This window comes from Enterovirga sp., from assembly GCF_035325185.1.
In the GTDB taxonomy this organism is placed as follows: Bacteria; Pseudomonadota; Alphaproteobacteria; order Rhizobiales; family Beijerinckiaceae; genus Enterovirga.
In genome coordinates this window covers 1-21,311 of sequence record NZ_DAOLAJ010000027.1, presented here as the reverse complement: position 1 = coordinate 21,311, position 21,311 = coordinate 1, and the positions used below count along the sequence as shown (strand labels likewise).

The window sequence follows — 21,311 nt, the reverse complement described above, 5'->3', positions numbered from 1 at the left end:
GGCGGGCATCCTGCGCGCCCGTTCCTGAATCCCGGCTGTCCGTCCACGCGGACGGACAGAAGCATGCTGGCTATCTTTTGGGCATGGTCGGGCGCCTCACGGGCCGGCCGCCGATCCGGCCCGCCTCAGGCGCAGCGTCACATGGCCCTCGCCCGCCTCCGCCCCCTCGAAGAGGTCGCCCGTTTCCCGGACGAGATTGGGGATATCGAGCCGTGCCAGCGGATCGGTGCATTGCACGAGCAGCACGGCGCCGGGCTCGGCCGCCGCGAGCGCCTTGCGCGTGAAGAGGACGGGCAGCGGGCATTTCAGCCCGCGCAGGTCCAGGACCGTCTCGGAGTCCGTCTCGGCCATGGCCGGCCGCTCAGGCGGCCCGGCGCAGGACGCCCGACAGGCGCTCGAGCGCGGCGTCGAGCGTCGCATCGCGCTTGGCGAAGCAGAAGCGCACCACCGTCTTCACCTCTCCGCGCGCATAGAAGGCGCTGACCGGGATGGCGGCGACGCCGTGGTCGAGGACGAGCCGGCGGCAGAAGGCGACGTCGTCCGTCTCCCCGAGCGCGCCGATGTCGATATTGACGAAATAGGTGCCCTCGGCCGGGATCACCGCGAAGCCGAGATCGCGCAAGCCCCCCGTCAGCCGGTCGCGCGCCCGGGCGAATTCGGTCCGCATGGCCTCGAAATGGGCGTCGTCCTTGGCGAGGCCGTAGGCGACGGCGGCTTGCAGGTTCGGAGGCGTGGTGAAGGTGACGTATTGATGCGCCTTCGCGAGCACCTTGAGGATATGCGGAGCGGCCATCACGAAGCCGACCTTCCAGCCCGTCAGGTTGAAGATCTTGCCGGCCGAGCCGACCTTCACCGTGCGCCCGCGCATGCCGGGAAAGGCGATCAGCGGCTTGTGCCGGCGCCCGTCGAAGACGACATGCTCCCACACCTCGTCGCAGAGCGCGACCGCGTCGTGTCGCACGCAGAAATCGGCGAGGAGGGCGAGATCCTCGTCGGGGAAGATGGTCGCGGTCGGGTTCAGCGGGTTGTTCAGGAGGACGACGCGCGTCTTCTCGCCGAAGGCGGCGGCGAGCGCCTCCTCGGTGAGCCGGAAGCGCGGCGGCTGGAGCGTGACGAAGCGCGGCACACCGCCCGCCCGCAGGACGAGCGGCAGATAGGCGTCGTACATCGGCTCGAACAGCACCACCTCGTCGCCGGGCCGGACCAGGGCGAGGAGCGCACCGGCCAGGGCCTCGGTCGCCCCCGAGGTAACCATCACCTCGGTCTCCGTATCGAGGTCGAGCCCCTGCCAATGGCGGTAATGGGCTGCGATCGCCCCGCGCAGCTCGGGCAGCCCCATCATGGGCGGATATTGGTTCCAGCCGTCGATGACGGCCTCCGCCGCCTTGTGGCGCACGTCGAGCGGGCCTGGATCGTCGGGGAAGCCCTGGCCGAGATTGACCGCCCCGGTCTCGCGGGCGAGGCGCGACATGACCTCGAAGACGGAGGTTTCCAGCTCGGCGAAGATGGGATTCATGCGGGGCGTCCGGCGTTCCGGCACGCCTCTAGCACAACCGTCCTTTAGACAGAACGGGGCGTGGCGAAGAGCCGGAGCACGAGCCCGACCAGCGCCGCCCCGGCGAGAAGATCCGGCCAGACGAGAGCGGGCCACGCGATCGTGGCTGCGGCCAGGGCCGCGAGGGCGAGATTGAGGGCGAGGATGCGGGCATCGACCTCCAGGACGGAGAAGCCGTTCGCGGTTGCCTGCTGGTAGAAATGCGAGCGATGCGCCTCCCAGACCCTTTCTCCCCGCGCCGCGCGGCGGACCAGGGTCAGCGTGGCATCGGCGACGTAATAGAGTGGAAGCAGGAGCGCGGCGGCAAGATGGCCCGAGGCGGCGAGGGACAGGAGCAGCCAGCCGCTCAGGAGCCCGATCGGCAGCGAGCCCACATCGCCGAGGAAGAGGCGCGCCACCGGCCGGTTCGCCGGCGCGAAGCCGAGAAGCGCGCCGCAAAAGGCCGCGGCCAGGGGCCCGGCTGCCGCCTCGGTGATCCCGAGGACGCCCAGAGCCGCGAGAAAGGCCGTCATCGGCACGAATTCGGCGAGCGTGATCCAGTCGATCCCGTCCATGAAATTGGTGAGGTTGACCCACCAGGCGCCCGCCAGGACCAGGAGGCTTCGCTCCAGCCAGAGCGGCACCGCCTCGGGGAGGATGCGTCCCGGACCGGCCCACACCACCACCGCGGCGACGGCGCCGAGCTGGACGAGGAGCCGCGGCAGGGCCGGAAGCGGGCGGATATCGTCGACGGCGCCGAGCACGGCGAGGACGAGGATCGCAGCGGCCAGCACCGCGAAGGACGGGAGCGCCGCAGCCCCCGCCACGGCGACGAGCGCGGGCAGCCCGACGACGAGAAAGGCCGCGACGACCGCGATCCCCCCTCCTTGCGGGGTCGGAACCTTGTGGCTCGAGCGGGCGTTGGGCCGCGCCAGCGCATAGCGCACGAGCAGCGGGTGCAGGAGGCGGATGAGGCCGAAGGACAGCACAGCCGCGCCGAGAAGCGCGGCCAGGGAGGCCACGAGGCTCAAGAGCGGGACCGGTAGGTCAGGACGAGTCCCTCGCGCGCCAGGAAGGCGCCGGGCATGGCGGCCTTGATCTCCGTCTCCACCTCGTCGAGATGCGCGTCGTCATGCATGGGATGCAGGTGGAAGACCGCGAGATGCGGCACGCCCGCCGCCTGGGCCAGGGCGACGCCCTTCTGCCATGTCGAATGCCCCCAGCCCTGGCAGCACAGATATTCCGTCTCCGAGAACATGCCGTCATAGATGACGAGATCGGCGCCGCGCAGGAAATCCTGGAGATCCTTCGGCGGCCAGGGATCGCTATGCTCGATGTCGCTGATGTAGCACACGGCGCGGCCCCCGAAATCGAAGCGGTAGCCCGTCGCCCCGCCGGGATGGTTCAGGGGGATCGTGCGCAACCTGAAGCCGTCCGCGAAGACGAGGTCGTCGCCCGCCTTGAAGCCGTGATGCTCGAAGCGGCCGGGAAGCTGCGAGAGGGAGATCGGGAAAAGCGGCGGCGAGAAGAGGCGCGTCAGGGCCTCTTCGGCGCTCTCCCCGCGCAGGTTGCCGCAATGGAGCCGGATGCGGCATTGCGGCGACAAAGCCGGCTTGAAGAAGGGGATCCCGAAAACGTGGTCGAGATGGAGGTGGCTCAGCACGATGTCGATCTCGCGCGGCGGATCGGCGGCGAGGATGCGGCCGAAAGGCATGATGCCGGAGCCGCCGTCCACCACGAAGAGGCGGTTTCCGCAACGGATCTCGACGCAGGGGGTATTGCCGCCGAAGCGCTCGAACTTCGCCCCCGCCGCGGGGATCGAGCCCCGCACGCCCCAGAACCTCACGGAGAGCGTCTCCGCATCGGGCAGGCTATCGCTACTCATGACGCAACTCGCTTCCCGGCCTCCTCCGCGGAGGCCGCGGCCGGGATTTTCGACACGGCATCTTCGGCGGCCCGGCCCGCCTCGAAGCGGACCGTCGCGGCGAAGAGATCGCGCGTCGCGGCCCAGACCGGCTCGGGCAGGGCCAGGACGAGGCCGCGGCCGGACATCTCCGCGGCGAGCCGGCGAGCCGTCGCCACCGCCTCGTCCTCGGAGAGATGGTCGAGCGCATGCTCCACCACAAGGTTGTCGGGCGCCCTGACGAGGCAGCGCGCCACCTCGACGGCCGCCAGCTCCGCCATGGTCATGCCGTGATCCACCGGATCGAGCCGGCCGGTGAGGCCGATCCGGGCGATCTCGGGCCGCAGCCCGAACTCGTCGAGAATCATTCGGATCTCGCCCATGACGTCCCGCTCGGCATTCGCCCTTCCCTGCACGATGCGGCCGAACAGGAGATTGTCGCGGACGCTCGCCGCGGCGCAAACCCGATCGGCAGCAAAGACCTCCACGGCCGGTTCCAGACTCTTGGGCAGCTTTTCCGCGAATTGCGTGCGCACGCGCACAATCCGATCCTCGATCTCCGGCGAAAGCAGCCCGAGGCGGTGCCGCGGCTCGTTGTAATGCATCGCGAGCGCGATCAGCCGCTCGCCGTCGCGGCTGGAGGCGGCCCCGCGCCGGCCGGCGGCGCGCCGGCCGAGAATTCGCTCCATGTCCTCGCGCTCGTCGAGCGAGACGAGGGAATAGCCCGCCAGGATCGAGGGCCCCTCCGGAAGATCCGCGAACATTTCGAGCGTCGCGCGGGCGATCTCCGCGCCCATCTCGGTGAGCGGCTTCGTCAGGCCCTCCGCATCCAGCAGGCTGCGCATGAAGGGCTGGGAGGGAAGCCGGTCCTCGCGGAAGGTGTCGCCGATCGCCGCCCCGAACAGCAGGTTCTCGCCGACCGTCGCATGGAGGTTGTAGGACAGGGGATCGAAGGGCGCGACGAGATCCGACAGCCCCTTCGCCGCGAGCGCCCCGCGAAGCGCGCCCCGCGCCGCGAGAAGCGCCTCGGCGAGCCTGGGCTCGCGCCGGGGATCGACCTTGCCGAACAGGCCCCGCCGCTCGACCAGGGGGGAGAGGCCCGCCGCCGCGACGGCCGCCGCGAGACGCCCGTCGAGCGCGGGATTGTCGAGGGCGCCGTAGGCGAGATTCGAGCGGAGCGTCCCCGGAAAGAGATAGGTCTCGCCGCCCGCGAAGGCGAAGTGGCGCGCGCGCCAGACGGGATCGGCGCCCGCGAGATCCTGTCCGGCGAGGGTCAGGGTGCCCCGGCTCGGCGGAATCTGTCCGCCGAGGAGCGCCGCGGCGATTCGCGCCCCGCCCCAGCGGGGCCCGGTCAGGGCGACATGCCCCGGCAGGTCGAAGGAGAAGGAGGCGCCCGTGAGCCGCCCCTCGGGCGCGGGAGCCGTCGCGACCTCGCTCGCCTCGATCAGCCCCGCGAACGGCGGAGCCGGCGCCTCGCGGCCCCTGCGGCGGGACTGGAGCCCGCCGAGGATACGCCCCAGCTCGGTCAGGACGGGGACGGTCTCGGCCTGCATCCGCCGCGCGGATTGATGCGCCACGAGGGCCGCGACCGCGACGACGGCGGCGGCGACGGAGGAGGCGGCCTCGCCCGGCCCCAGCTCCCGCGCGCCGGAGGCCCACAGGCCCGCGGACAGGACGGCGAGCGGCCCCGCCAGCATGAGGAGCGCCGTCACCGCCGCGCCCGCCACCGCCCGCGCCTCCAGGGAATCGGCCCGGCGCTCGGCGGCGGCCAGGTTTTCCGCGATCCGCCCACTCTCCGACGCCCGGGTGCCGTGGCGAGCGACAGCCGAGAGATTGCGCGCGAGCCCCGTGAGGGACTCGAGCAGGCTGCCCGCGACTTGCCTTTCCGCCTCCGCCAGCCTGCGCCGGAGCGCCGATTGGCGGTCGGCCACGAGCGCGAAGGCGCTGAGCGCGACCAGGAGCGCCACGGCGCTCTCGACGTCGCGCAGGAGAACCCACGCCACGCAGGCGAGAAGCGCTGCACCCACGAGGACAGGCATGGCCGGGAGCAGGCCGAGCCGGCGCCGATCCCGCCCGATCGCCTCGACCGCGAGGGCGGCCGCATGGCGCGCCTCCTCCGAGGCCGAGACCGGCGCCGAGGCGATGCCCTCGCTGATGCGCGCGATCAGGAGATCGTGCACCTTGCGGCCGATCCGGGCGGCGAGGAACCCGGCGATCCCCCAGAGGAGGGTCGCGGCGGCGACGACGCCCGCCACCCCCACGGCCATGGTCTGGGGCAGGATGCGCCGGGCGACCGTGACTCCCGGCAGAAGCACGAGTGGCGCGCCGGGGGGACGGCCGGGCAGCGCGATCGTCCAGCGCAGCAGCGTGGCCTCGCCGGAGCGCCCCCCGGCGGCGGCGGCGTCGATCGCCGCGCCCACCAGTTCGAGCACGACGCAGAGGAGCGGCAGGCCCGCGAGAAGGGCCACGAGGATCAGGGCGGCGGTCAGGCCGGGAGCGGCGCGCCAGACCAGCCGGAGAGGATCGCGCTCCATGGGGCATCCGTCGGAGGGGAGCGGGAACGTTAGAGCATTTTCAAGCGAGGTGGAGCCGGCCCGCACGAAGAAAACGCGCCGGAGCAAAAATCGCGGGCGAAGGGCCGCCGGCCTGTTCCGCCGAGGTTGCGCCCGCGACATCGGGGCGAAACGCCGCCCGAGGATGGCTGGGCTCCCGTCGGAATCGACCAGGAGTCCCGATTGCCTCTGAGAATCATTGCCGCCGCCCTCCTTCTTTCGGCGCTGGCCTCGTCCCCGGATGCGCGCGCCGGGGGGCCGGACGGCCGCAAGCAGGCCGCCGGAACGCCCCTGCCGCGATGCGTGCTCTATTCCTCGGTCCGCCTGACGCCGCAGGGGATGATGCAATGCTCCTATCAATGCGGCGACCGCATCGTGGTCCGGGGCGGCTACAATTCCTGCGCCTCGAGCGTCGCCCGCCCCGCGCCGAACGCTTCATAAGAAGCCCACGCCTCACGCCGGGAAGCTCCCCTGTCATCCCCGGCGCGCCGGAGGCGCGGGAAGGGGATCCAGAGCCGCCTGCGAGCCCTCCTGGATCCCCTTCCCCTCCGCTTCGCTCCGGCCGGGGATGACAGGGCGGTGGGAAGACAGCAGAGTGGCATGAAACGAATCGTGAACGCGCGGCGCCCCGCATGAGCCTCCAGGCCACGCCCCTCCCTGTCCGACCCGACGGCCGTCAGTCGCCGGCGGCGCTCGCCGTGGCGACTGGCGTGCGCCGGCTCCTCGCCGCGCAAGGCTGCGCGAGCGTCACGGAACTGACCCTCGCGACCGGCCGGCGGGCCGACATCGTCGCCCTGACGCCGGCGGGCTGCCTGTGGATCGTCGAGGTCAAGTCCTGCCTCGCCGATTACCGCGCGGATGGGAAATGGGGCGAGTATCGCGCCTTCTGCGACCGATTCTTCTTCGCCGTCCCGCCCGATTTCCACACCGGGCTGCTCCCCGCCGAGACCGGGATCGTGGTGGCCGACGCCTTCGGAGCGGAGATCCTGCGGGAGGCGCCCGAGCAGCGCATGGCGGGGGCCCGGCGCAAGGCGATGCTGCTCCGCTTCGCCCATGTCGCCGCCAACCGCCACCACGCCCTGGTCGACCCGGCGGCGGCCTTCGGCTGGATGGACTGAGTCGGGGCGTCAGCGCGGCGCGCGCTTGGCCAGAATGCGCTGGAGCGTGCGTCGATGCATGTTCAGCCGCCGCGCCGTCTCGGACACGTTGCGTCCGCACAGCTCGTAGACGCGCTGGATATGCTCCCAGCGCACCCGGTCGGCCGACATCGGGTTCTCGGGCGGATTGGCGCGCTCGCCGGGCTCCGCCATCAGGGCCGCATGGATCTCGTCGGCATCGGCGGGCTTGGCGAGATAGTCGAAGGCGCCGAGCTTCACGGCCGTCACGGCGGTGGCGATATTGCCGTAGCCGGTCAGGATCACGCCGCGCGCATCGGGGCGGCGCTCCTTGAGCTTCGCGATCACGTCGAGGCCCGAGCCGTCGCCGAGCCGCATGTCGATCACCGCGAAGCTCGGAGCCTTCTGGTCGATCGCCGCCATTCCCTCCTGGACGCTCTCGGCGACGCGGACCTCGTAGCCGCGCCCTTCCATGGCGCGCGCGAGGCGGCTGGAGAAGGGGCGGTCGTCGTCCACGATCAGCAGGGTCGCGTCCCTGGCGGGAGCCGGGGCCGGATCTGAACTCACGCTGTGCAGTTGCGCCATCGGACGTTCCTCGGAATGATTCCCATTTTCTATATAGGTACGATTTCCGCTTCCGGGATGTTTCGCCGCACATCCTCCGCGCCGGGATGTGCATCGCGCTCGAATTCCTCGCGCGGCCACACGATGCGGGCGACGGCGCCGCCGCCCACGGCATTGACCAGCGCGAGATGGCCGCGCGAGCGCTCGATCAGGGTCTTGGCGATGAAAAGGCCGAGCCCGAGCCCCGAGCCCTCCCCGTCCCGCCCCCGCCCGCGCGTCGTCACATAGGGCTCGCCGATCCGCAGGAGCACCTCGGGGGCGAAGCCGGGGCCGTCGTCGCGGATCTCGATCGAGACCGTGTCCCCGGTCCAGGTGGCGGTCATGGCGACCTTCGAGGCGGCGAAATCGGCGGCGTTGTCGAGGAGGTTGCCGAGCCCGTAGATCAGGCCCGGCGAGCGCCGGCACATCGGCTCCGGCCCCTCTCCCGACCGCCTCACCTCGATCTCGACGTCGAGATTGCGGTCGGGCCCCGCCACCTCCTCGAGGAGCTGGCCGAGCGACATGACCGCGAAGAAGCCCCCTCCCTCGTCGTCGCCGAGGGAAGTCAGCTTCGAGAGGATCACGCGGCAGCGCTCGACCTCGTCGCGCAGGAGCGCGACATCCTCCGCGATGGGGCTGTCGGGGCCGGTCTCGCGCGCCAGTTCCTTCACCACGAGCCGGATCGTCGCGAGAGGCGTGCCGAGCTCGTGGGCCGCGGCCGCGGCGAGCCCGTCCAGCTGCGAGAGATGCTGCTCGCGCGCGAGCACGATCTCCGTCGCCGCGAGCGCGTCCCCGAGCTGGCGCGATTCCTCCGCGATGCGATAGGCGAAGACGCTGGTGAAGGAGAGGCCGAGCAGGATCGCGGCCCAGATGCCCACCACATACATCCAGGGCAGTTCCAGGCCGCCGGGCTCGCTCCAGGGCAGCTTCAGGTGATAGCGGGCGAGCAGCGTCGCGCAGCCGGCGGCGAAGAGGCCGAGGCCCAGGGTTCGGACCGGCGACAGGGAGGCGGCGGAGATGAGGACAGGCACCAGGAACAGGATCGAGAACGGATTCTGCAGCCCTCCCGTCAGGAAGAGCAGGACGGCGAGCTGCACGATGTCGAAGGCGAGCAAAGCCGTCGCCACGCCGTCGCTGAGCCGGTGGCTCGCGGGCCGCCGGATCTGGAGCCAGACGTTGAGCGCGGCCGACATCGCGATGGCGGTGAGGCAGGCGGCGAAGGGCAGCCGGTAGCCGAGCTGGAAATGGACCAAGGCGACGGCGAGGCACTGTCCCGTCACCGCCAGCCAGCGCAGCCTGACGAGGGTATCGAGCTTGAGGCGGCGGGCCTCGCTGCCGAAGGCGGCGATCTCCGGGCCCCCGCTCATCTCCCGATCGGCCGACACGGCCCCTCCTCTCGCTGTCTCGCCGCCGCGCGGGCCGAGCCTGTCCGCCCCTATCTAGGAGGAAAGAAGGCGCTCGTCAGGGGCCGGCAGGGGGGCGGCGTGGCGTAAATGTCGCGATCCGTGGTTTTTCATCCTATTCCGAGTCGAAAAACAGTTGAGCGTGATCACAGTCCGGGGTTCATTGGACGTTCAAGAAGTCTCAGCCATTGTCTGGAGCTGAGACGTAGCGTACCGGGTGGACACGCATGGACAACGCGTATTTCTGGTATGATGCAGCGCAGATGTGGCTGGCGCCCGCGCGAGCGGCCACCGATCTCGCCAGGCTGATGCTCGAGAACCCGATCAACCCGATCAGGACCACCCATTTCGCCAAGTCCGTCGTCGCGGCCTGCGAGCTGTTCGAGCGCACGACGCGCCGATACGACAAGCCGTCCTTCGGCCTGCACTCGACCCTCCTTGGCGGCGAGCGGGTCGCCGTCTCGGAGGAGGTGGTCTGGGACCGGCCCTTCGTCCAGGTGATCCGCTTCGCGCGGGCCGGACGTTGCGGCCCGCAGCCGAAACTGCTGATCGTCGCGCCCATGTCGGGGCACTACGCGACCCTGCTGCGAGGGACCGTCGAGGCATTCCTTCCGACCCACGACGTGATGATCACCGATTGGGCGGACGCCTCCCTGGTGTCCCTGACCGACGGCTCCTTCGATCTCGACGTCTATATCGACTACGTGAAGGAGATGTGTCGGGATCTCGGGCCCGACCTGCACCTTCTCGGCGTCTGCCAGCCCTCGGTTCCGGTCATCGCCGCGGTGGCGCGGCTCGAGGCCGAGAACAGCCCCCACATTCCGCTGTCGATGACGCTCATGGGCGGGCCCGTCGACACGCGCCGCTCGCCGACCGCCGTCAACCTTCTCGCGGAGAAGCGGGGAGTCGAGTGGTTCAAGCGCCATTGCATCCACACCGTGCCCTTCGGCTATCCGGGCGCGATGCGGCAGGTCTATCCGGGCTTCCTCCAGCTTTCCGGCTTCATGGCCATGAACATGGACCGGCACGTCTCCGCGCACCGGGACATGTTCAACCACCTGATCACCGGCGACGGCGACGCCGCCGAGAAGCACCGGGAATTCTACGACGAATACCTCGCCGTCATGGACCTCACGGCCGAATACTTCCTCCAGACGGTGGAGACGGTCTTCGTCGAGCATCTCCTGCCCAAGGGCGAGATGACCCATCGCGGCGAGCCCGTCGACCTCATGGCGATCCGCCGCTGCGCGATCATGGCCGTCGAGGGCGAGAAGGACGACATTTCCGGCATCGGCCAGACGCTCGCGGCCCTCGAACTGACGCCCAACCTTTCCTCCGACAAGAAAGCCTATTACCTCCAGGCCAAGGTCGGCCATTACGGCGTCTTCAACGGGGCCCGCTTCCGCTCCGAGATCGCCCCCCGGATCGCCGATTTCATCATGACCCACGACATGGCGGCGCACGGCGTGCCGATGCGTCCGCAGAACGACGAGGCCAAGGCCGCCGACAAGACCGCCGAAACGCGCGTCCTGGCTTTCGCGGCCGGCTGAGCCGCGCCGCCGGCCCCCTCCCCCCGGCCGCAACGGCCGGGCGGGATGACAGGGGGCCTCCTCGCGGGCAGAATCGCGGCATGCTGCGGCTTCGCCGATTCTTCCGCCCCCCTGCCGCGGCCGAGCCGGACAGGCTCGACGTCGATCTCGGCGACCGCATCGTCGCGGTCGCCCTGCGGCGGCGCGACGGCGCCCGGCGCATGACGCTGCGGGTCTCGGCCGCGACCGGCGCGGTCACGCTCACCCTGCCGCCGAGGGCTCCGCTGGCGGGCGCCCGGACTTTCCTCGATGCCCATGGCGGCTGGATCGCCCAGCGCCTGTCCCGCCTGCCCGAGCGGATTCCCTTCCGGCCCGGTACGATCCTCCCCCTGCGCGGCGTTCCCCATCGCATCGTGCACGAAACGCAAGGACGAGGCACGACGCGGGTCGTGCCGGACGAGGCGGGCGAGCCCGCCATCGCGGTTCGCGGAGAGGAGAGCGCGATTCCCGGCCGGGTCCGGCGCTTTCTCGTCGCGGAGGCCGAGGCCGATCTGCGCGAGGCGGTGGCGCGCCATTGCGCGGGCCTCGGGGTCTCCTCGCGGCGCCTCACGCTCCGCGACACCCGCAGCCGCTGGGGCTCCTGCTCCGCGAACGGCTCCCTCAGCTTCTCCTGGCGCCTGATCCTCGCCCCGCCCCACGTGCTCGACTATCTCGCCGCCCACGAGGTCGCGCATCTGAAGGAGATGAACCACAGCCACCGCTTCTGGCGCATCGTCCACGGGCTCTGCCCGCGCACGGAGGAGGCGGAAGCCTGGCTCGACCGCCACGGCACCGGCCTGCATCGCTACGGGTGACGGACCCGCCGGCCGCCCTTTAAGGCTGCGCCCAGGCTTTGAAGGCGTCCGCGACCACCCGCTCGCCGGCCACTCCCTTCTCGAAGATCAGCGTCGCCCGCGCGCCCGAGGCGAAGAGCAGCGGGATCTCGATCAGGTTGCGGTTGAGGATCAGATCGGTGTTCCGCTCGACGTCGCGGCGCAGATCCGACAGCCCGATGAGGAACAGGTTCTCCTTCACGGGAACGGGAAGGGCCGCGAGCGGCACCCCGCGCGCGCGATCGTCGATGCCGAACAGCGGCAGGTTGACGTCGCGCACCATCCGGCCCGGATCGCCCGCGGGCGTGGTGAAGCTCAATTCCATCGTATGCGAGGCCGGGAGCGTCGTATCGCGATTGCGCTTCAGGGTGAGCAGAAGGGAAATCCCCGCCTGCGGAACCTCGACCGTGGCCCTCACCACCGTCTCCAGCGGCTCGCCCTGCCCGCTGTTGACCGCGTCGAGGCGCCAGAAGGCCCGCCCCTCGGTGACCTTGGGCTGCTGCGGATTCTGCTGATTCTGCTCGATCAGGGCGGCCTTCTGGGCCACCGCGAGGGCGGGCTGGGCGGGGCCCGCCGGAGCGGCCTCGCCGCCGGCCCCTCCGCCGACCCGCTCGGGGAATTTGGGCTCCGAGCCCGCCTGCGGCGAGGCGGGCTGCGCGACGGGCGGATTGGCCGGCGGGACCTCGGGAGCCGGGCGGTCCCGCCAGAGCCAGGCGAGGACCGCGATCGGCATGATCGCCGCGGCGAGACCGGCGGCGGTCAGGACCGAGCGGTTGCGCCGCCCTCCGAGCCGGATCCGGCCCGGATCGACCTTCGGCCTCTCGATCCGGGGCTCGGGCGGCGGGGCGGCCTCGGGAGGGGGCGCCGCATGGGCGCGCTCGATCCGGGCGATCGCGTCGTCCAGCGAAGCCAGCTCGCGCGTGACCGCCTCTTCCGCGAGCGGCGGCTGGATATTCCGCAACTGCCCCGTCAGGGCCGCCTTGGCGCGCTCATAGACCTGGCTGCGCGCATCCTGGGTCTTCTCGGGCAGGCTCTCCAGGGCACGCGCCAGAAGGGGGTAATAATCCGCCATCGTCCGGTCGATCCGACCCCTGTCCGTCAATTCTCAAAGGGATTTTTCACGAGGATCGTATCGTTCCGCTCGGGCGAGGTCGATAGTACCGTCACCTGCGCCCCGATCAGTTCCTCGATGCGCCGCACATACTTCACGGCCGCGGCCGGCAGCGAGGCCCAGGAGCGGGCGCCCGCAGTCGATTCGCTCCAGCCCTCGATCTCCTCATAGATCGGCTCGACCCGCGCCTGGGCCGATTGGCAGGCCGGCAGGTGGTCGATCTCGGCGCCGTCCAGCCGGTAGCCCGTGCAGACCTGCAACGTCTCGAAACCGTCGAGCACGTCGAGCTTCGTCAGGGCGATGCCGTCGATCCCGCAGGTCTTGACGGTCTGGCGCACCAGCACCGCGTCGAACCAGCCGCAGCGTCGCTTGCGGCCGGTGACCACGCCGAATTCGCGCCCGCGCGAGCCGATCCGCTCGCCGGTCTCGTCGTGCAGCTCGGTCGGGAAGGGGCCCTCGCCGACGCGCGTCGTGTAGGCCTTGGCGATGCCGAGGACGGTCCCGAGCGCCTTCGGGCCGATTCCCGACCCGGTCGCGGCCTGGGCGGCGACGATGTTGGAGGAGGTCACGAAGGGATAGGTACCGTGGTCGACGTCGAGAAGCGCGCCCTGCGCGCCCTCGAACAGGATGCGCCGTCCCGCCCGATGCGCCTCGTCGAGCAGCGACCAGACCCGGTCGACATAGGGCAGCACCTTCGGGGCCAGCTCCAGCAATTCGGCCCGGAGCGCCGCGCCGTCGACCTCCTCGATCCCGAGGCCACGCCGCAGCGCGTTGTGATGGGCGAGGAGCCGCTCGACCTTGCCGGCCAGGACGGTCTCGTCCGAGAGGTCGATCATGCGGATCGCGCGCCGCCCGACCTTGTCCTCGTAGGCCGGCCCGATGCCGCGCTTGGTGGTCCCGATCTTGAGCCCGGCATTGGCCGTCTCGCGGAAATGGTCCAGCTCGCGATGCAGCGGCAGGATGAGGGTGGCGTTGTCGGCGACGCGCAGCGTCTTCGGCGAGACGGCGACGCCCTGGCCCCGGATCGATTCGATCTCCTGGACCAGGTGCCAGGGATCGACCACGACGCCGTTGCCGATGACGGCGAGCTTTCCGGGGCGGACCACCCCGGACGGAAGCAGGGAGAGCTTGTAGGTGGTGCCATCGATGACGAGGGTGTGGCCGGCATTGTGGCCGCCCTGGAAGCGGACGACGACATCGGCCTGCTCGCTCAACCAGTCGACGATCTTGCCCTTGCCCTCGTCACCCCACTGGGCGCCGACCACAACCACATTCGCCACGGCATCACCTCGGGACGTCGCGGGCGCGGCTGCAACGGGAATCGGCACGGCGCCCACATAAAAAACCCGGCTCAAGGCCGGGCAACCTCAGTCACGATGTTGCGGGTTCTTCTCTCCGATCGGGCCCTCCGGGTCAAGCGCGCAGCTTCCGCCGAGGGGGCGCGACCCACATCGCCCGCGGACTGTTGCCCCCGCGCGCCGGAACCCGCAGGCTCCCTCGCGCTTGTCCCGGTCGGTCGAGGAGCGCCGAAACGATGAGACGGATCGCCGCCGCCATTCTCGCCGGGTGCCTCGTCGCGGGAGAAGCCGGCGCGCAGATCGAGGCGCCGCTCGGCGGCCGCACGAAAGGCATGCTCGGAATCCCGCCGGTGACGGAACCGGCAACCCCGCCGGGAGCGGCCGAGCCCCCAGGCCCCGCGAGGCGGACCGGCAAGGCCAAGCCTCCCGGCAAGGCGCTGGGAGAGGGCGACCAGTTGCCCACGGATCTCGAGCGGCGCCAGGAGGAACTCGACCGCCGCATCCGCAAGGGAATCTGCCGGGGCTGCTGACCTGGGCCGCGATCTATTTCAGCGGGGGCGCGTAGAGGATGCCGCCGTTGGACCAGAGCTGGTTGAGTCCGCGCGGAATCCCGAAGCGGGAACCGGACCCGATATTGCGCTCGAACATCTCGCCGTAATTTCCGACCGCGCGCACCGCCTGGAGCGCCCAGGCATCGTCGAGCCCGATCATCTTGCCGAAGCCGCCCTCCGCTCCAGCGAAGCGCCGGACGTCCGGCTTGGCCGATTTGGCGGCATCCTCGATCGTCGCCGTCGCGACGCCGAGATCCTCGGCATCGATCAGCGCGAAGAGCGTCCATTTCACGAGGTTGAACCAGCGGACATCATCCGCGCGCACGACCGGCCCGAGCGGCTCCTTCGAGATCACGTCGGGCAGGACGGCGGCCTCTTCGGGCTTGGCGAGGTTGAGGCGCTCCGCATAGAGGGCCGACTGGTCGGCGGTGAAGACGTCGCAGCGACCGCTGTCGAGCGCCTTCACGGCGTCAGCCGGGGAGGAGACGAGTTCCTCCCGGAAGGTCATCCCGTTCGCCTTGAAGAAATCGGCGAGGTTGGCGCGGGTCGAGGTGCCGTCCTGCACGCAGACCGCCGCGCCGCCCAGTTCCAGGGCCGTCGTGGTCGCGGGCCGGCGCATGGCGAGGAAACCCTGCCCGTCGTGATAGGCGATCCCGGCGAAGAGGAGGCCGAGCCCCCCCTCGCGCTCGAAGGTCCAGGTGGAATTGCGCGACAGCAGGTCGATCTTCTTGTCCCGCAGCGCGTCGAATCGCTCCGTCGCCGAGAGCGGCACGAAGGACACCTTGCCCGGGTCCTTGAAGATCGCCGCGGCGACGGCCCGGCAGAAATCGACGTCGAACCCGCTCCACTGGCCCTTGGCGTCGCGCGCGGAGAAGCCCGCGAGCCCCTGGCTGACGCCGCAGGTGAGCGTGCCGCGCTGGCGCACCTCGTCGAGCGTGCCCGCCTGCGCGGACCCCGCGGAAGCTGCGAGACCCGCCGAGGCGGCGAGAGCCAGGCCGAGAATCAATCCGAGACTGCGTCTCGCGCCCATCACCATCACGTTCTCCGAGAAAGCAGAGGCCGGCCGCGCTCAGATCTGCGCGGCGTGCCTGATGACCACCTTCGCGCCGAGGGCGACGCGGGGATAAAGGTCCACCACGTCGCCGTTGGCGAGGCGGAAGCAGCCCGAGGAGACCGCCTGCCCGATCGTCTCCGGCTGGTTGGTGCCGTGGATGCGATAGACCGTCGAGCCGAGATAGAGCGCCCTCGCGCCCATCGGATTGCCCGGGCCGCCGGCCATGAAGCGGGGCAGGTAGGGCTGGCGCGTGATCATCTCGGGCGGCGGGGTCCAGTCGGGCCATTCGGCCTTGCGCGAGACCTTGACGAGGCCCGACCACTGGAAGCCCTCGCGGCCGACGCCGATGCCGTAGCGCAGCGCGCGGTTATTGGGCATGACGACGTAGAGGAAGCGCTCCGAGGTGTGGATGACGACGGTCCCCGGCGTCTCGTTCGAGCGGAAATAGACCATCTGCCGGGCGAAGGGCCCGCTGCGGATGACGACCTCCTCGGTCGAGATGCGGCCGGGCTCGTCGCCGATATCCATCGTGATGCGCTCGGTCGCGGGCGAGGCGGACCGCGTCTGCGCCGCGGCCGGGACCGCGAAAGCCAGGGCGCCCGCGAGCGCGAGCAGCGGAAGGCGGAGAAACAGCGGTCTCATGGATCGGCGGGCGGACTCTTCGGCAGGGACGGTGGCGGGCCGCATCATCCGGCTTTCCTCTCAGCAGCGCACATAGACGAAGGTGCCGTAGCGCTGGTTGATGTCCGGATCGAGGAATTTCATGGTCATTTCATTGGCGCCGGACATGGTCACCTCGCGATCGTTCCGGTCTCCCGGCGGCGTCTCGAAGCCGAGATAGGTCTTGCCGTCGCTCCCCTTCTTCAGGGCCAGCTCGTGAAGCTTGGGATCGTCGGCGACATGCATCATCACGCCGTCGGTCGGCCCCTTGGCGATGACATAGGCGTTCTTGCACTGGGAGCGCGCCATCGCGATCGTGCGCGGGCGGTCCTTCTCCACCCGGTAGGAGGCCATGCCCCAGCGGCCGACGAGGCCGTCCGCCGGCAGGGTCTGGTACGCGGCGGAAACCGGCTTGGACGCGGGAGCCCCGGCCATGTCGGCCGCGCATCCCGCCAATCCGGCGGCCAGGACAATGGCTGCCGCTCCCGCCGCATATCTGCCGACCATTCCGCCCCTCCGTCCGCCCCTCGCCGACTCTGTCTCGCCGACTGTCTTCCGGGGCGGCATCGCACCGGACCTTATTCATGGAAGCCGCAAGGCCGGCAATGCTCCCGCCTTCCGGGAGCGAACGCGCCCCGCAATGTGTGGCTTTTGCGCCGCGCGCCTCTGTTGCCCGAATGTCCCTTCGCGGCCGGATCGCCCCGGAGGGGGGTGGGATGGTTAATCTCCACCCTCTAATGTGAGCCCTGCCGAAGCAAAGGGACCGAAGAGATGGCGGCCGAAGCCGCCGCCGGCGGAGGGTTGATGCGTTGCGTGTACCGGGCCCGGATCTCGCCTCCGGCCCTCGCTTTGCTCCTGACGGTGAGCTTGACGGGCGGCCTCGCGGCCGGCCGCGCGCAGGCTTTCGATTTCTTCGGCCTGTTCGGGGACAGCATCCCCGAGCCGAGTCAGGCTGCCCTCCCCTATGAGGTGACCTTCGAATCGCAGGGGGGGAGCGTCGACGGCCTGATGGAGCAGGCGTCGAATCTCTACGGCCTGCGGCGCGACGCGCCCCCGGACGGCAGGTCGCTGACGGCGCGGGCCCAGACCGACTTCGCTCCCGTCATCGACGCGCTCTGGAGCGCCGGCTACTACAATGCCCGCGTCTCGATCCTGGTCGCCGGCCAGCCGCTGCGGATCGGCGGAGACGATTCCCCCACCGCCGCGCGTGCCGCCGAAGCCTATCGCGGCCGGGCGCGCGTCCCGGTGAAGGTCGTGGCCGAGACGGGCCCGCAATTCCCCCTGCGCAATGTCGTCGTGATCAACCGGGCGACGGGGGCTCCCTTCACCCCGGAGCAGTTCCCGCCCCGCATCCTCAAGCTGTCCCCGGGCGATCCTGCCGTCACCGCGAGCATCCGGGGCGCGGTCGCGCGGATCACCGACTGGTTCCGCTCGCAATCCCATCCGCTGGTGAAGGTCGAGCCTCCGGCTCCCGTGGTCGACCATGCGGCGCAGGTGGTCGACGTCGCCTTCGTCGTGGATGTGGGGCCGCGGGCGGGGATCGGCCCCGTCTCGATCAAGGGGCCGGAGGGGTTTCCGCAGGAGATCGTGCGCTCCTTCATCTATCTCGAGGAGGGCGAGCCCTATTCGCCCAAGCGCCTCGACGATACCCGCCGCTCGATCGCGACCATCCCCGCGGTCGGCTCCGTCCGCATCCGGGAGGGGACCGCGCTCGACGCCTATGGCAACCTGCCCATCTTCGTGGACGTGGCGGACCGGGCGCCGAACCTCATCGGCTTCCAGGCCGCCCACTCGACCGTCGACGGCCCCACGGGCCGCGTCTTCTACGAGAACCGCAACCTGTTCGGCGGGGCCGAGCGGCTGCGGATCGAGGCCGCGGCCTTCCTCGCCCCGCGCATCGACGGCAGCCGTATCAACAGCCCGAAGGACCTGACGAACAGCGATATCGGGGGGCGCTTCACCATCGGCTTCATCAAGCCCGCCCTTTGGGGCAGCCCCTTCGACTACACCTTCGACGCGATCGCCGAGCGCAACCGCGTCGGCAGCGCGCGGTTCGGCGGCTATACGGACAGGTTCGCGGGCGCAACGACCGGCTTCCGCTACCGCTGGGACGAGACGCTCTCCTTCACCGGAGGGATCAAATACGAGAAGGGCCAGACCTCCGACTCGATCTCGAACGTCCACTACGACCTCGTCGGCATCCCGGTCGGGCTGAAATTCGACAATACCGACAACCTGCTCGACCCGACCCGGGGCTTCCGGGTCAATGCCAACCTGACCACCTATCCGACCTTCCTCGGCTCGAGCGTCGGGCTGACGCGCGCCACGGCCGACGTCTCCACCTATTACGCGCTCGACGAGGAGGCGCGCTTCATCCTCGCGGCGCGCGTCGGGGGCGGGACGCTGTTCGGCGATCCGGGCAACCTCGCCGACGTCCCCTCGAACTACCGCTTCTATACCGGCGGCGGCGGCACGGTCCGCGGCTACCGCTTCCAGACGATCGCCCCGATGGGGCCCTACGGCTTCATCACGGGCGGCCGCTCGCTCTTCGAGGCGAGCCTGGAGGCGCGTATCAAGGTGACGGACACGATCGGCGTGGTGCCCTTCTTCGATGCCGGCGGCGCCTACGCCCACAGCGCGCCCGACTTCGTCAAGGGCGATACCCGCATGTCCGCCGGCATCGGGCTGCGCTATTACACCGCCATCGGCCCCATCCGCCTCGACGTCGCCATGCCCCTCAATCCGCGCAAGGGAGACCAGCCCGTGGTCCTCTACGTCTCGATCGGGCAGGCATTCTGATGAAGATCCGGCGCGCCCTCGCGACCACCCTCGTCGCGGCCACGCTCGCAAGCGCATCGGCCGCGGCCCTCGCCCAGTTCGGCTGGTTCGGGGGGAGCCGCGACACGGCCCCGCCTGCCGCTACGGCCCCCGGAGCCCCGGCCGCGCCGGCCACGGCGGACCCTCCGCCCGAGGAGGAAAAGGGCGTCCTCGCGAGCCTGATCTCGCGCGTGCTGTCCACGCCGGCGACGCGCGTCTCGATCGGCGCGGTCGAGGGCGCCCTCTCGTCGAACGCGACCATCCGCAACATCCAGATCGCCGACCGCGAGGGCGTGTGGCTGCGCCTCGACCAGGCCCGCATCGTCTGGAGCCGCCTCGCACTGCTCCGGCGGCGGCTGCAGATCGACGAGTTGACCATCGGGCATCTGGAGATCCTGCGCCGGCCTCTCCCCGCCGAGGAGGCGCCGGCCGCGGCGAATGCGGACCAGCCGCTCCTTCCCGAATTGCCGCTGAAGGTCGAAGTGACGGGGTTCAAGCTGGAGGAGCTGGCTCTCGGCGAGCCCATCCTCGGCGCGGCGGCGCGGCTGACCGCGGAGGGCAATGCCCGGCTCGGCAACGACCCGCAGGACGGCCTGTCGCTCGTCTTCGACGCGCGCCGCCTCGACCAGCCGGGCACGATCGCCCTGCGCCTCGGCCTCGTGCCCGAGGGGCAGCGCCTCGACCTCCTCGTGAAGGTGGACGAGCCCGAGGGCGGCCTCATCGCCCGCGCCGGCAACATACCCGGCCTCCCCCCGGTCACGCTGAACCTCGACGGCAAGGGCACGCTCGACGCCTTCGGCGCGAAGCTCGCCTTCACCGCGGGCGAGTCCATCGGCGCGACCGGCCGTGCCGACATCGCGCGCCAGGGCGCGGCCCGGAACGTCGATCTCGACCTCGAGGCGCGGATCGAGGGACTCCTGCCGGACGTCGCGGCGCCCGTCTTCGCCGGCACGACCCGGCTCACCGGCAAGGCCGCGATCGGCGACGATGGCTCGGTGAGCATTCCGGGCATCAACCTCGTCGCCGCCGCCGCGAGGCTCGACATCGCGGGCTCCGTCAAGGACGGCCAGGCCGATCTCACCGTGACCTCGGAGAACCTGCCCAATCGCGGCGGGCACACCGCCGCGGCGGGCGTCGAGATCAAGCGCCTCGCCTTCAAGGCGCGCATCCTGGGGCCCCTCGTCGCTCCGAGCGTCGAGGCGACGCTCCAGAGCGAGGATGCGAAGCTGCCCGCCGGCCGGCTCGGGCATCTGGAGGCGAGCCTCAAGGTCGCGCCCAAAGCCGGCACCGATCCCTCCGGGAAGAAGCGCCTCGACGTCGCCGCGGATCTGCGCGCCACGGGCCTCGCCCCGAAGGATGCGGCCATTGCCAAGGCCATCGGCGACAGCCTGACCCTGGCGCTCCGCGGCGTCGCCGATACGGGCGGCACGCTCGCCGCCGAGCGGATGAGCGTGACAACGCCGACGGCCTCCCTGCGTTATGCCGGCACGCTGGGCTCGCAGGAGGTGCGCGGCAAGCTCGGCCTCGCGGCGGAGAACCTGCGCGCCTTCAGCGAGATCGCCAAGCTCCGCCTCGCCGGGGCGGCCGATCTCGAAGCCGATCTCGAAGGCGCCCCCCGCGACCATCGCTTCAGTGCGAAGCTCAACGGGCGCATCTCCCGCTTCGCCACCGGCATCGCCCAGGTCGACGGCCTTCTCGGCGGCAAGCTCGGCCTCGGCGGAACGGTGCGGATGGAGCCGGACGGCGCCTATTTCGCCGACAACCTCGCGCTCACCGGCGAGCATGCCGATCTGCGGGTCGACGGCGAATTGCGCCAGCGCAGCGCCGATCTGAGGATCACCGGCACCCTGCCCGAGCTGAAGCGGGCCGATCCACGCCTCACCGGGCGCGGCACCCTCCAGGCCCATGTCACCGGCGGCCTCGCGGCGCCGAACGTCACCGGCGAGATCGCCCTCGCCAACGCCTCGGCGATGGGGCGGCCGATTCCCCGGCTCGCCGTCTCGGTCGATGCGAAGGACGTCACGGGGGCCATCGACGCGACGGTCAAGCTCGACGGCATGGTGGACGGCAAGCCGGCCCGCGGCGGCCTGCGCCTCGCGCGCCCGGCGGGCGGCGCCACGGTGCTCGACAATCTCGACCTCGCCATCGGCTCGGCCAGGGCGAAAGGCGGCGTGACCCTCGATGCCGCGCGCCTCGCGAGCGGCCGCCTGACCGTGGATGCGCCCGACCTCAACGACCTCTCCCCCCTCCTGCTCCAGCGGGTCTCGGGCACGCTGCGGGCCGACATGACCTTCGAGAGCGCCGGAGGC

At 70.8% G+C, this 21,311-nt stretch carries 18 protein-coding genes and 1 pseudogene; 7 read left to right on the top strand and 12 right to left on the bottom strand.

Annotated elements, in window-relative coordinates:
• Nucleotides 1-96: 96 nt before the first annotated feature.
• Genes PKD06_RS07665 through PKD06_RS07645 form a run of 5 tightly spaced genes read right to left on the bottom strand, consistent with a single transcriptional unit; the run spans nt 97 to nt 5,971 of the window.
• Entirely contained in the window at nt 97-351 is a 255-nt protein-coding gene (locus PKD06_RS07665) for a sulfurtransferase TusA family protein (RefSeq protein WP_324379229.1), read from the bottom strand.
• Between the two features lie 10 nt (nt 352-361).
• Nucleotides 362-1,516, bottom strand: a complete 1,155-nt coding sequence (locus PKD06_RS07660; protein ID WP_324379228.1) for an aminotransferase — start codon at nt 1,514-1,516, stop codon at nt 362-364.
• 44 nt (nt 1,517-1,560) lie between these two features.
• A complete protein-coding gene (locus tag PKD06_RS07655) occupies nt 1,561-2,565 on the bottom strand; it encodes a glycosyl transferase (protein WP_324379227.1) in 1,005 nt (334 codons plus the stop codon).
• Nucleotides 2,562-3,419, bottom strand: a complete 858-nt coding sequence (locus PKD06_RS07650) for an MBL fold metallo-hydrolase (protein ID WP_324379226.1) — start codon at nt 3,417-3,419, stop codon at nt 2,562-2,564. Before PKD06_RS07650 ends, PKD06_RS07655 begins: the two co-directional genes overlap by 4 nt.
• Nucleotides 3,416-5,971: a hypothetical protein gene (locus PKD06_RS07645; protein WP_324379225.1), complete on the bottom strand. Its 2,556-nt coding sequence runs from the start codon at nt 5,969-5,971 to the stop codon at nt 3,416-3,418. Before PKD06_RS07645 ends, PKD06_RS07650 begins: the two co-directional genes overlap by 4 nt.
• Nucleotides 5,972-6,172: 201 nt before the next feature.
• Between PKD06_RS07645 and PKD06_RS07640 the strand changes: the two genes are divergently transcribed.
• Nucleotides 6,173-6,430: a hypothetical protein gene (locus PKD06_RS07640; RefSeq protein WP_324379224.1), complete on the top strand. Its 258-nt coding sequence runs from the start codon at nt 6,173-6,175 to the stop codon at nt 6,428-6,430.
• A gap of 191 nt (nt 6,431-6,621) precedes the next feature.
• Nucleotides 6,622-7,107 (top strand): MmcB family DNA repair protein, encoded by a 486-nt coding sequence (locus tag PKD06_RS07635; protein WP_324379222.1) that lies wholly within the window; start codon nt 6,622-6,624, stop codon nt 7,105-7,107.
• 9 nt (nt 7,108-7,116) lie between these two features.
• On the opposite strand, the gene PKD06_RS07630 is transcribed toward PKD06_RS07635, so the two are convergent.
• Both PKD06_RS07630 and PKD06_RS07625 read right to left on the bottom strand, forming a co-directional pair.
• Complete coding sequence (locus PKD06_RS07630; protein ID WP_324379220.1) at nt 7,117-7,689, bottom strand: ActR/PrrA/RegA family redox response regulator transcription factor; 573 nt, start codon at nt 7,687-7,689, stop codon at nt 7,117-7,119.
• 29 nt (nt 7,690-7,718) lie between these two features.
• On the bottom strand, nt 7,719-9,074 hold the full coding sequence (locus tag PKD06_RS07625) for an ActS/PrrB/RegB family redox-sensitive histidine kinase (protein WP_324379251.1): 1,356 nt from the start codon (nt 9,072-9,074) through the stop codon (nt 7,719-7,721).
• Between the two features lie 263 nt (nt 9,075-9,337).
• Here PKD06_RS07625 and phaZ point away from each other — a divergent pair, with 263 nt between their 5' ends.
• Together phaZ and PKD06_RS07615 are read left to right on the top strand one after the other, a co-directional pair.
• Nucleotides 9,338-10,660 carry a polyhydroxyalkanoate depolymerase gene (gene phaZ / locus PKD06_RS07620; protein WP_324379218.1) on the top strand — a complete coding sequence of 441 codons (1,323 nt, stop codon included), beginning with the start codon at nt 9,338-9,340 and terminating at the stop codon, nt 10,658-10,660.
• Between the two features lie 80 nt (nt 10,661-10,740).
• Complete coding sequence (locus PKD06_RS07615) at nt 10,741-11,493, top strand: SprT family zinc-dependent metalloprotease (RefSeq protein WP_324379216.1); 753 nt, start codon at nt 10,741-10,743, stop codon at nt 11,491-11,493.
• A 19-nt stretch (nt 11,494-11,512) separates the two neighbouring features.
• Here PKD06_RS07615 and PKD06_RS07610 read toward each other — a convergent pair whose 3' ends face one another.
• Entirely contained in the window at nt 11,513-12,583 is a 1,071-nt protein-coding gene (locus PKD06_RS07610; RefSeq protein ID WP_324379214.1) for a histidine kinase, read from the bottom strand.
• A 26-nt stretch (nt 12,584-12,609) separates the two neighbouring features.
• Nucleotides 12,610-13,902, bottom strand: a complete 1,293-nt coding sequence (locus tag PKD06_RS07605; protein ID WP_324379212.1) for an adenylosuccinate synthase — start codon at nt 13,900-13,902, stop codon at nt 12,610-12,612.
• A gap of 254 nt (nt 13,903-14,156) precedes the next feature.
• Between PKD06_RS07605 and PKD06_RS07600 the strand changes: the two genes are divergently transcribed.
• Entirely contained in the window at nt 14,157-14,450 is a 294-nt protein-coding gene (locus PKD06_RS07600) for a hypothetical protein (RefSeq protein ID WP_324379210.1), read from the top strand.
• A 13-nt stretch (nt 14,451-14,463) separates the two neighbouring features.
• Here the strand turns inward: PKD06_RS07600 and PKD06_RS07595 are convergent, their stop codons facing one another.
• Genes PKD06_RS07595 through PKD06_RS07585 form a run of 3 tightly spaced genes read right to left on the bottom strand, consistent with a single transcriptional unit; the run spans nt 14,464 to nt 16,692 of the window.
• Nucleotides 14,464-15,507, bottom strand: coding sequence for an amino acid ABC transporter substrate-binding protein (locus tag PKD06_RS07595; protein ID WP_324379208.1), 1,044 nt, complete (start codon nt 15,505-15,507; stop codon nt 14,464-14,466).
• A 33-nt stretch (nt 15,508-15,540) separates the two neighbouring features.
• The gene (locus tag PKD06_RS07590) at nt 15,541-16,167 is read right to left on the bottom strand and encodes a L,D-transpeptidase (RefSeq protein WP_324379206.1); all 627 of its coding nucleotides are present in this window, start codon (nt 16,165-16,167) and stop codon (nt 15,541-15,543) included.
• Between the two features lie 60 nt (nt 16,168-16,227).
• Nucleotides 16,228-16,692, bottom strand: a complete 465-nt coding sequence (locus PKD06_RS07585) for a hypothetical protein (RefSeq protein WP_324379204.1) — start codon at nt 16,690-16,692, stop codon at nt 16,228-16,230.
• A 297-nt stretch (nt 16,693-16,989) separates the two neighbouring features.
• Between PKD06_RS07585 and PKD06_RS07580 the strand changes: the two genes are divergently transcribed.
• Together PKD06_RS07580 and PKD06_RS07575 are read left to right on the top strand one after the other, a co-directional pair.
• Nucleotides 16,990-18,984 carry a BamA/TamA family outer membrane protein gene (locus PKD06_RS07580; RefSeq protein ID WP_324379202.1) on the top strand — a complete coding sequence of 665 codons (1,995 nt, stop codon included), beginning with the start codon at nt 16,990-16,992 and terminating at the stop codon, nt 18,982-18,984.
• Nucleotides 18,984-21,311: pseudogene (locus PKD06_RS07575) on the top strand (hypothetical protein); the annotation flags it as partial. The gene PKD06_RS07580 and the pseudogene PKD06_RS07575, both read left to right, overlap by 1 nt.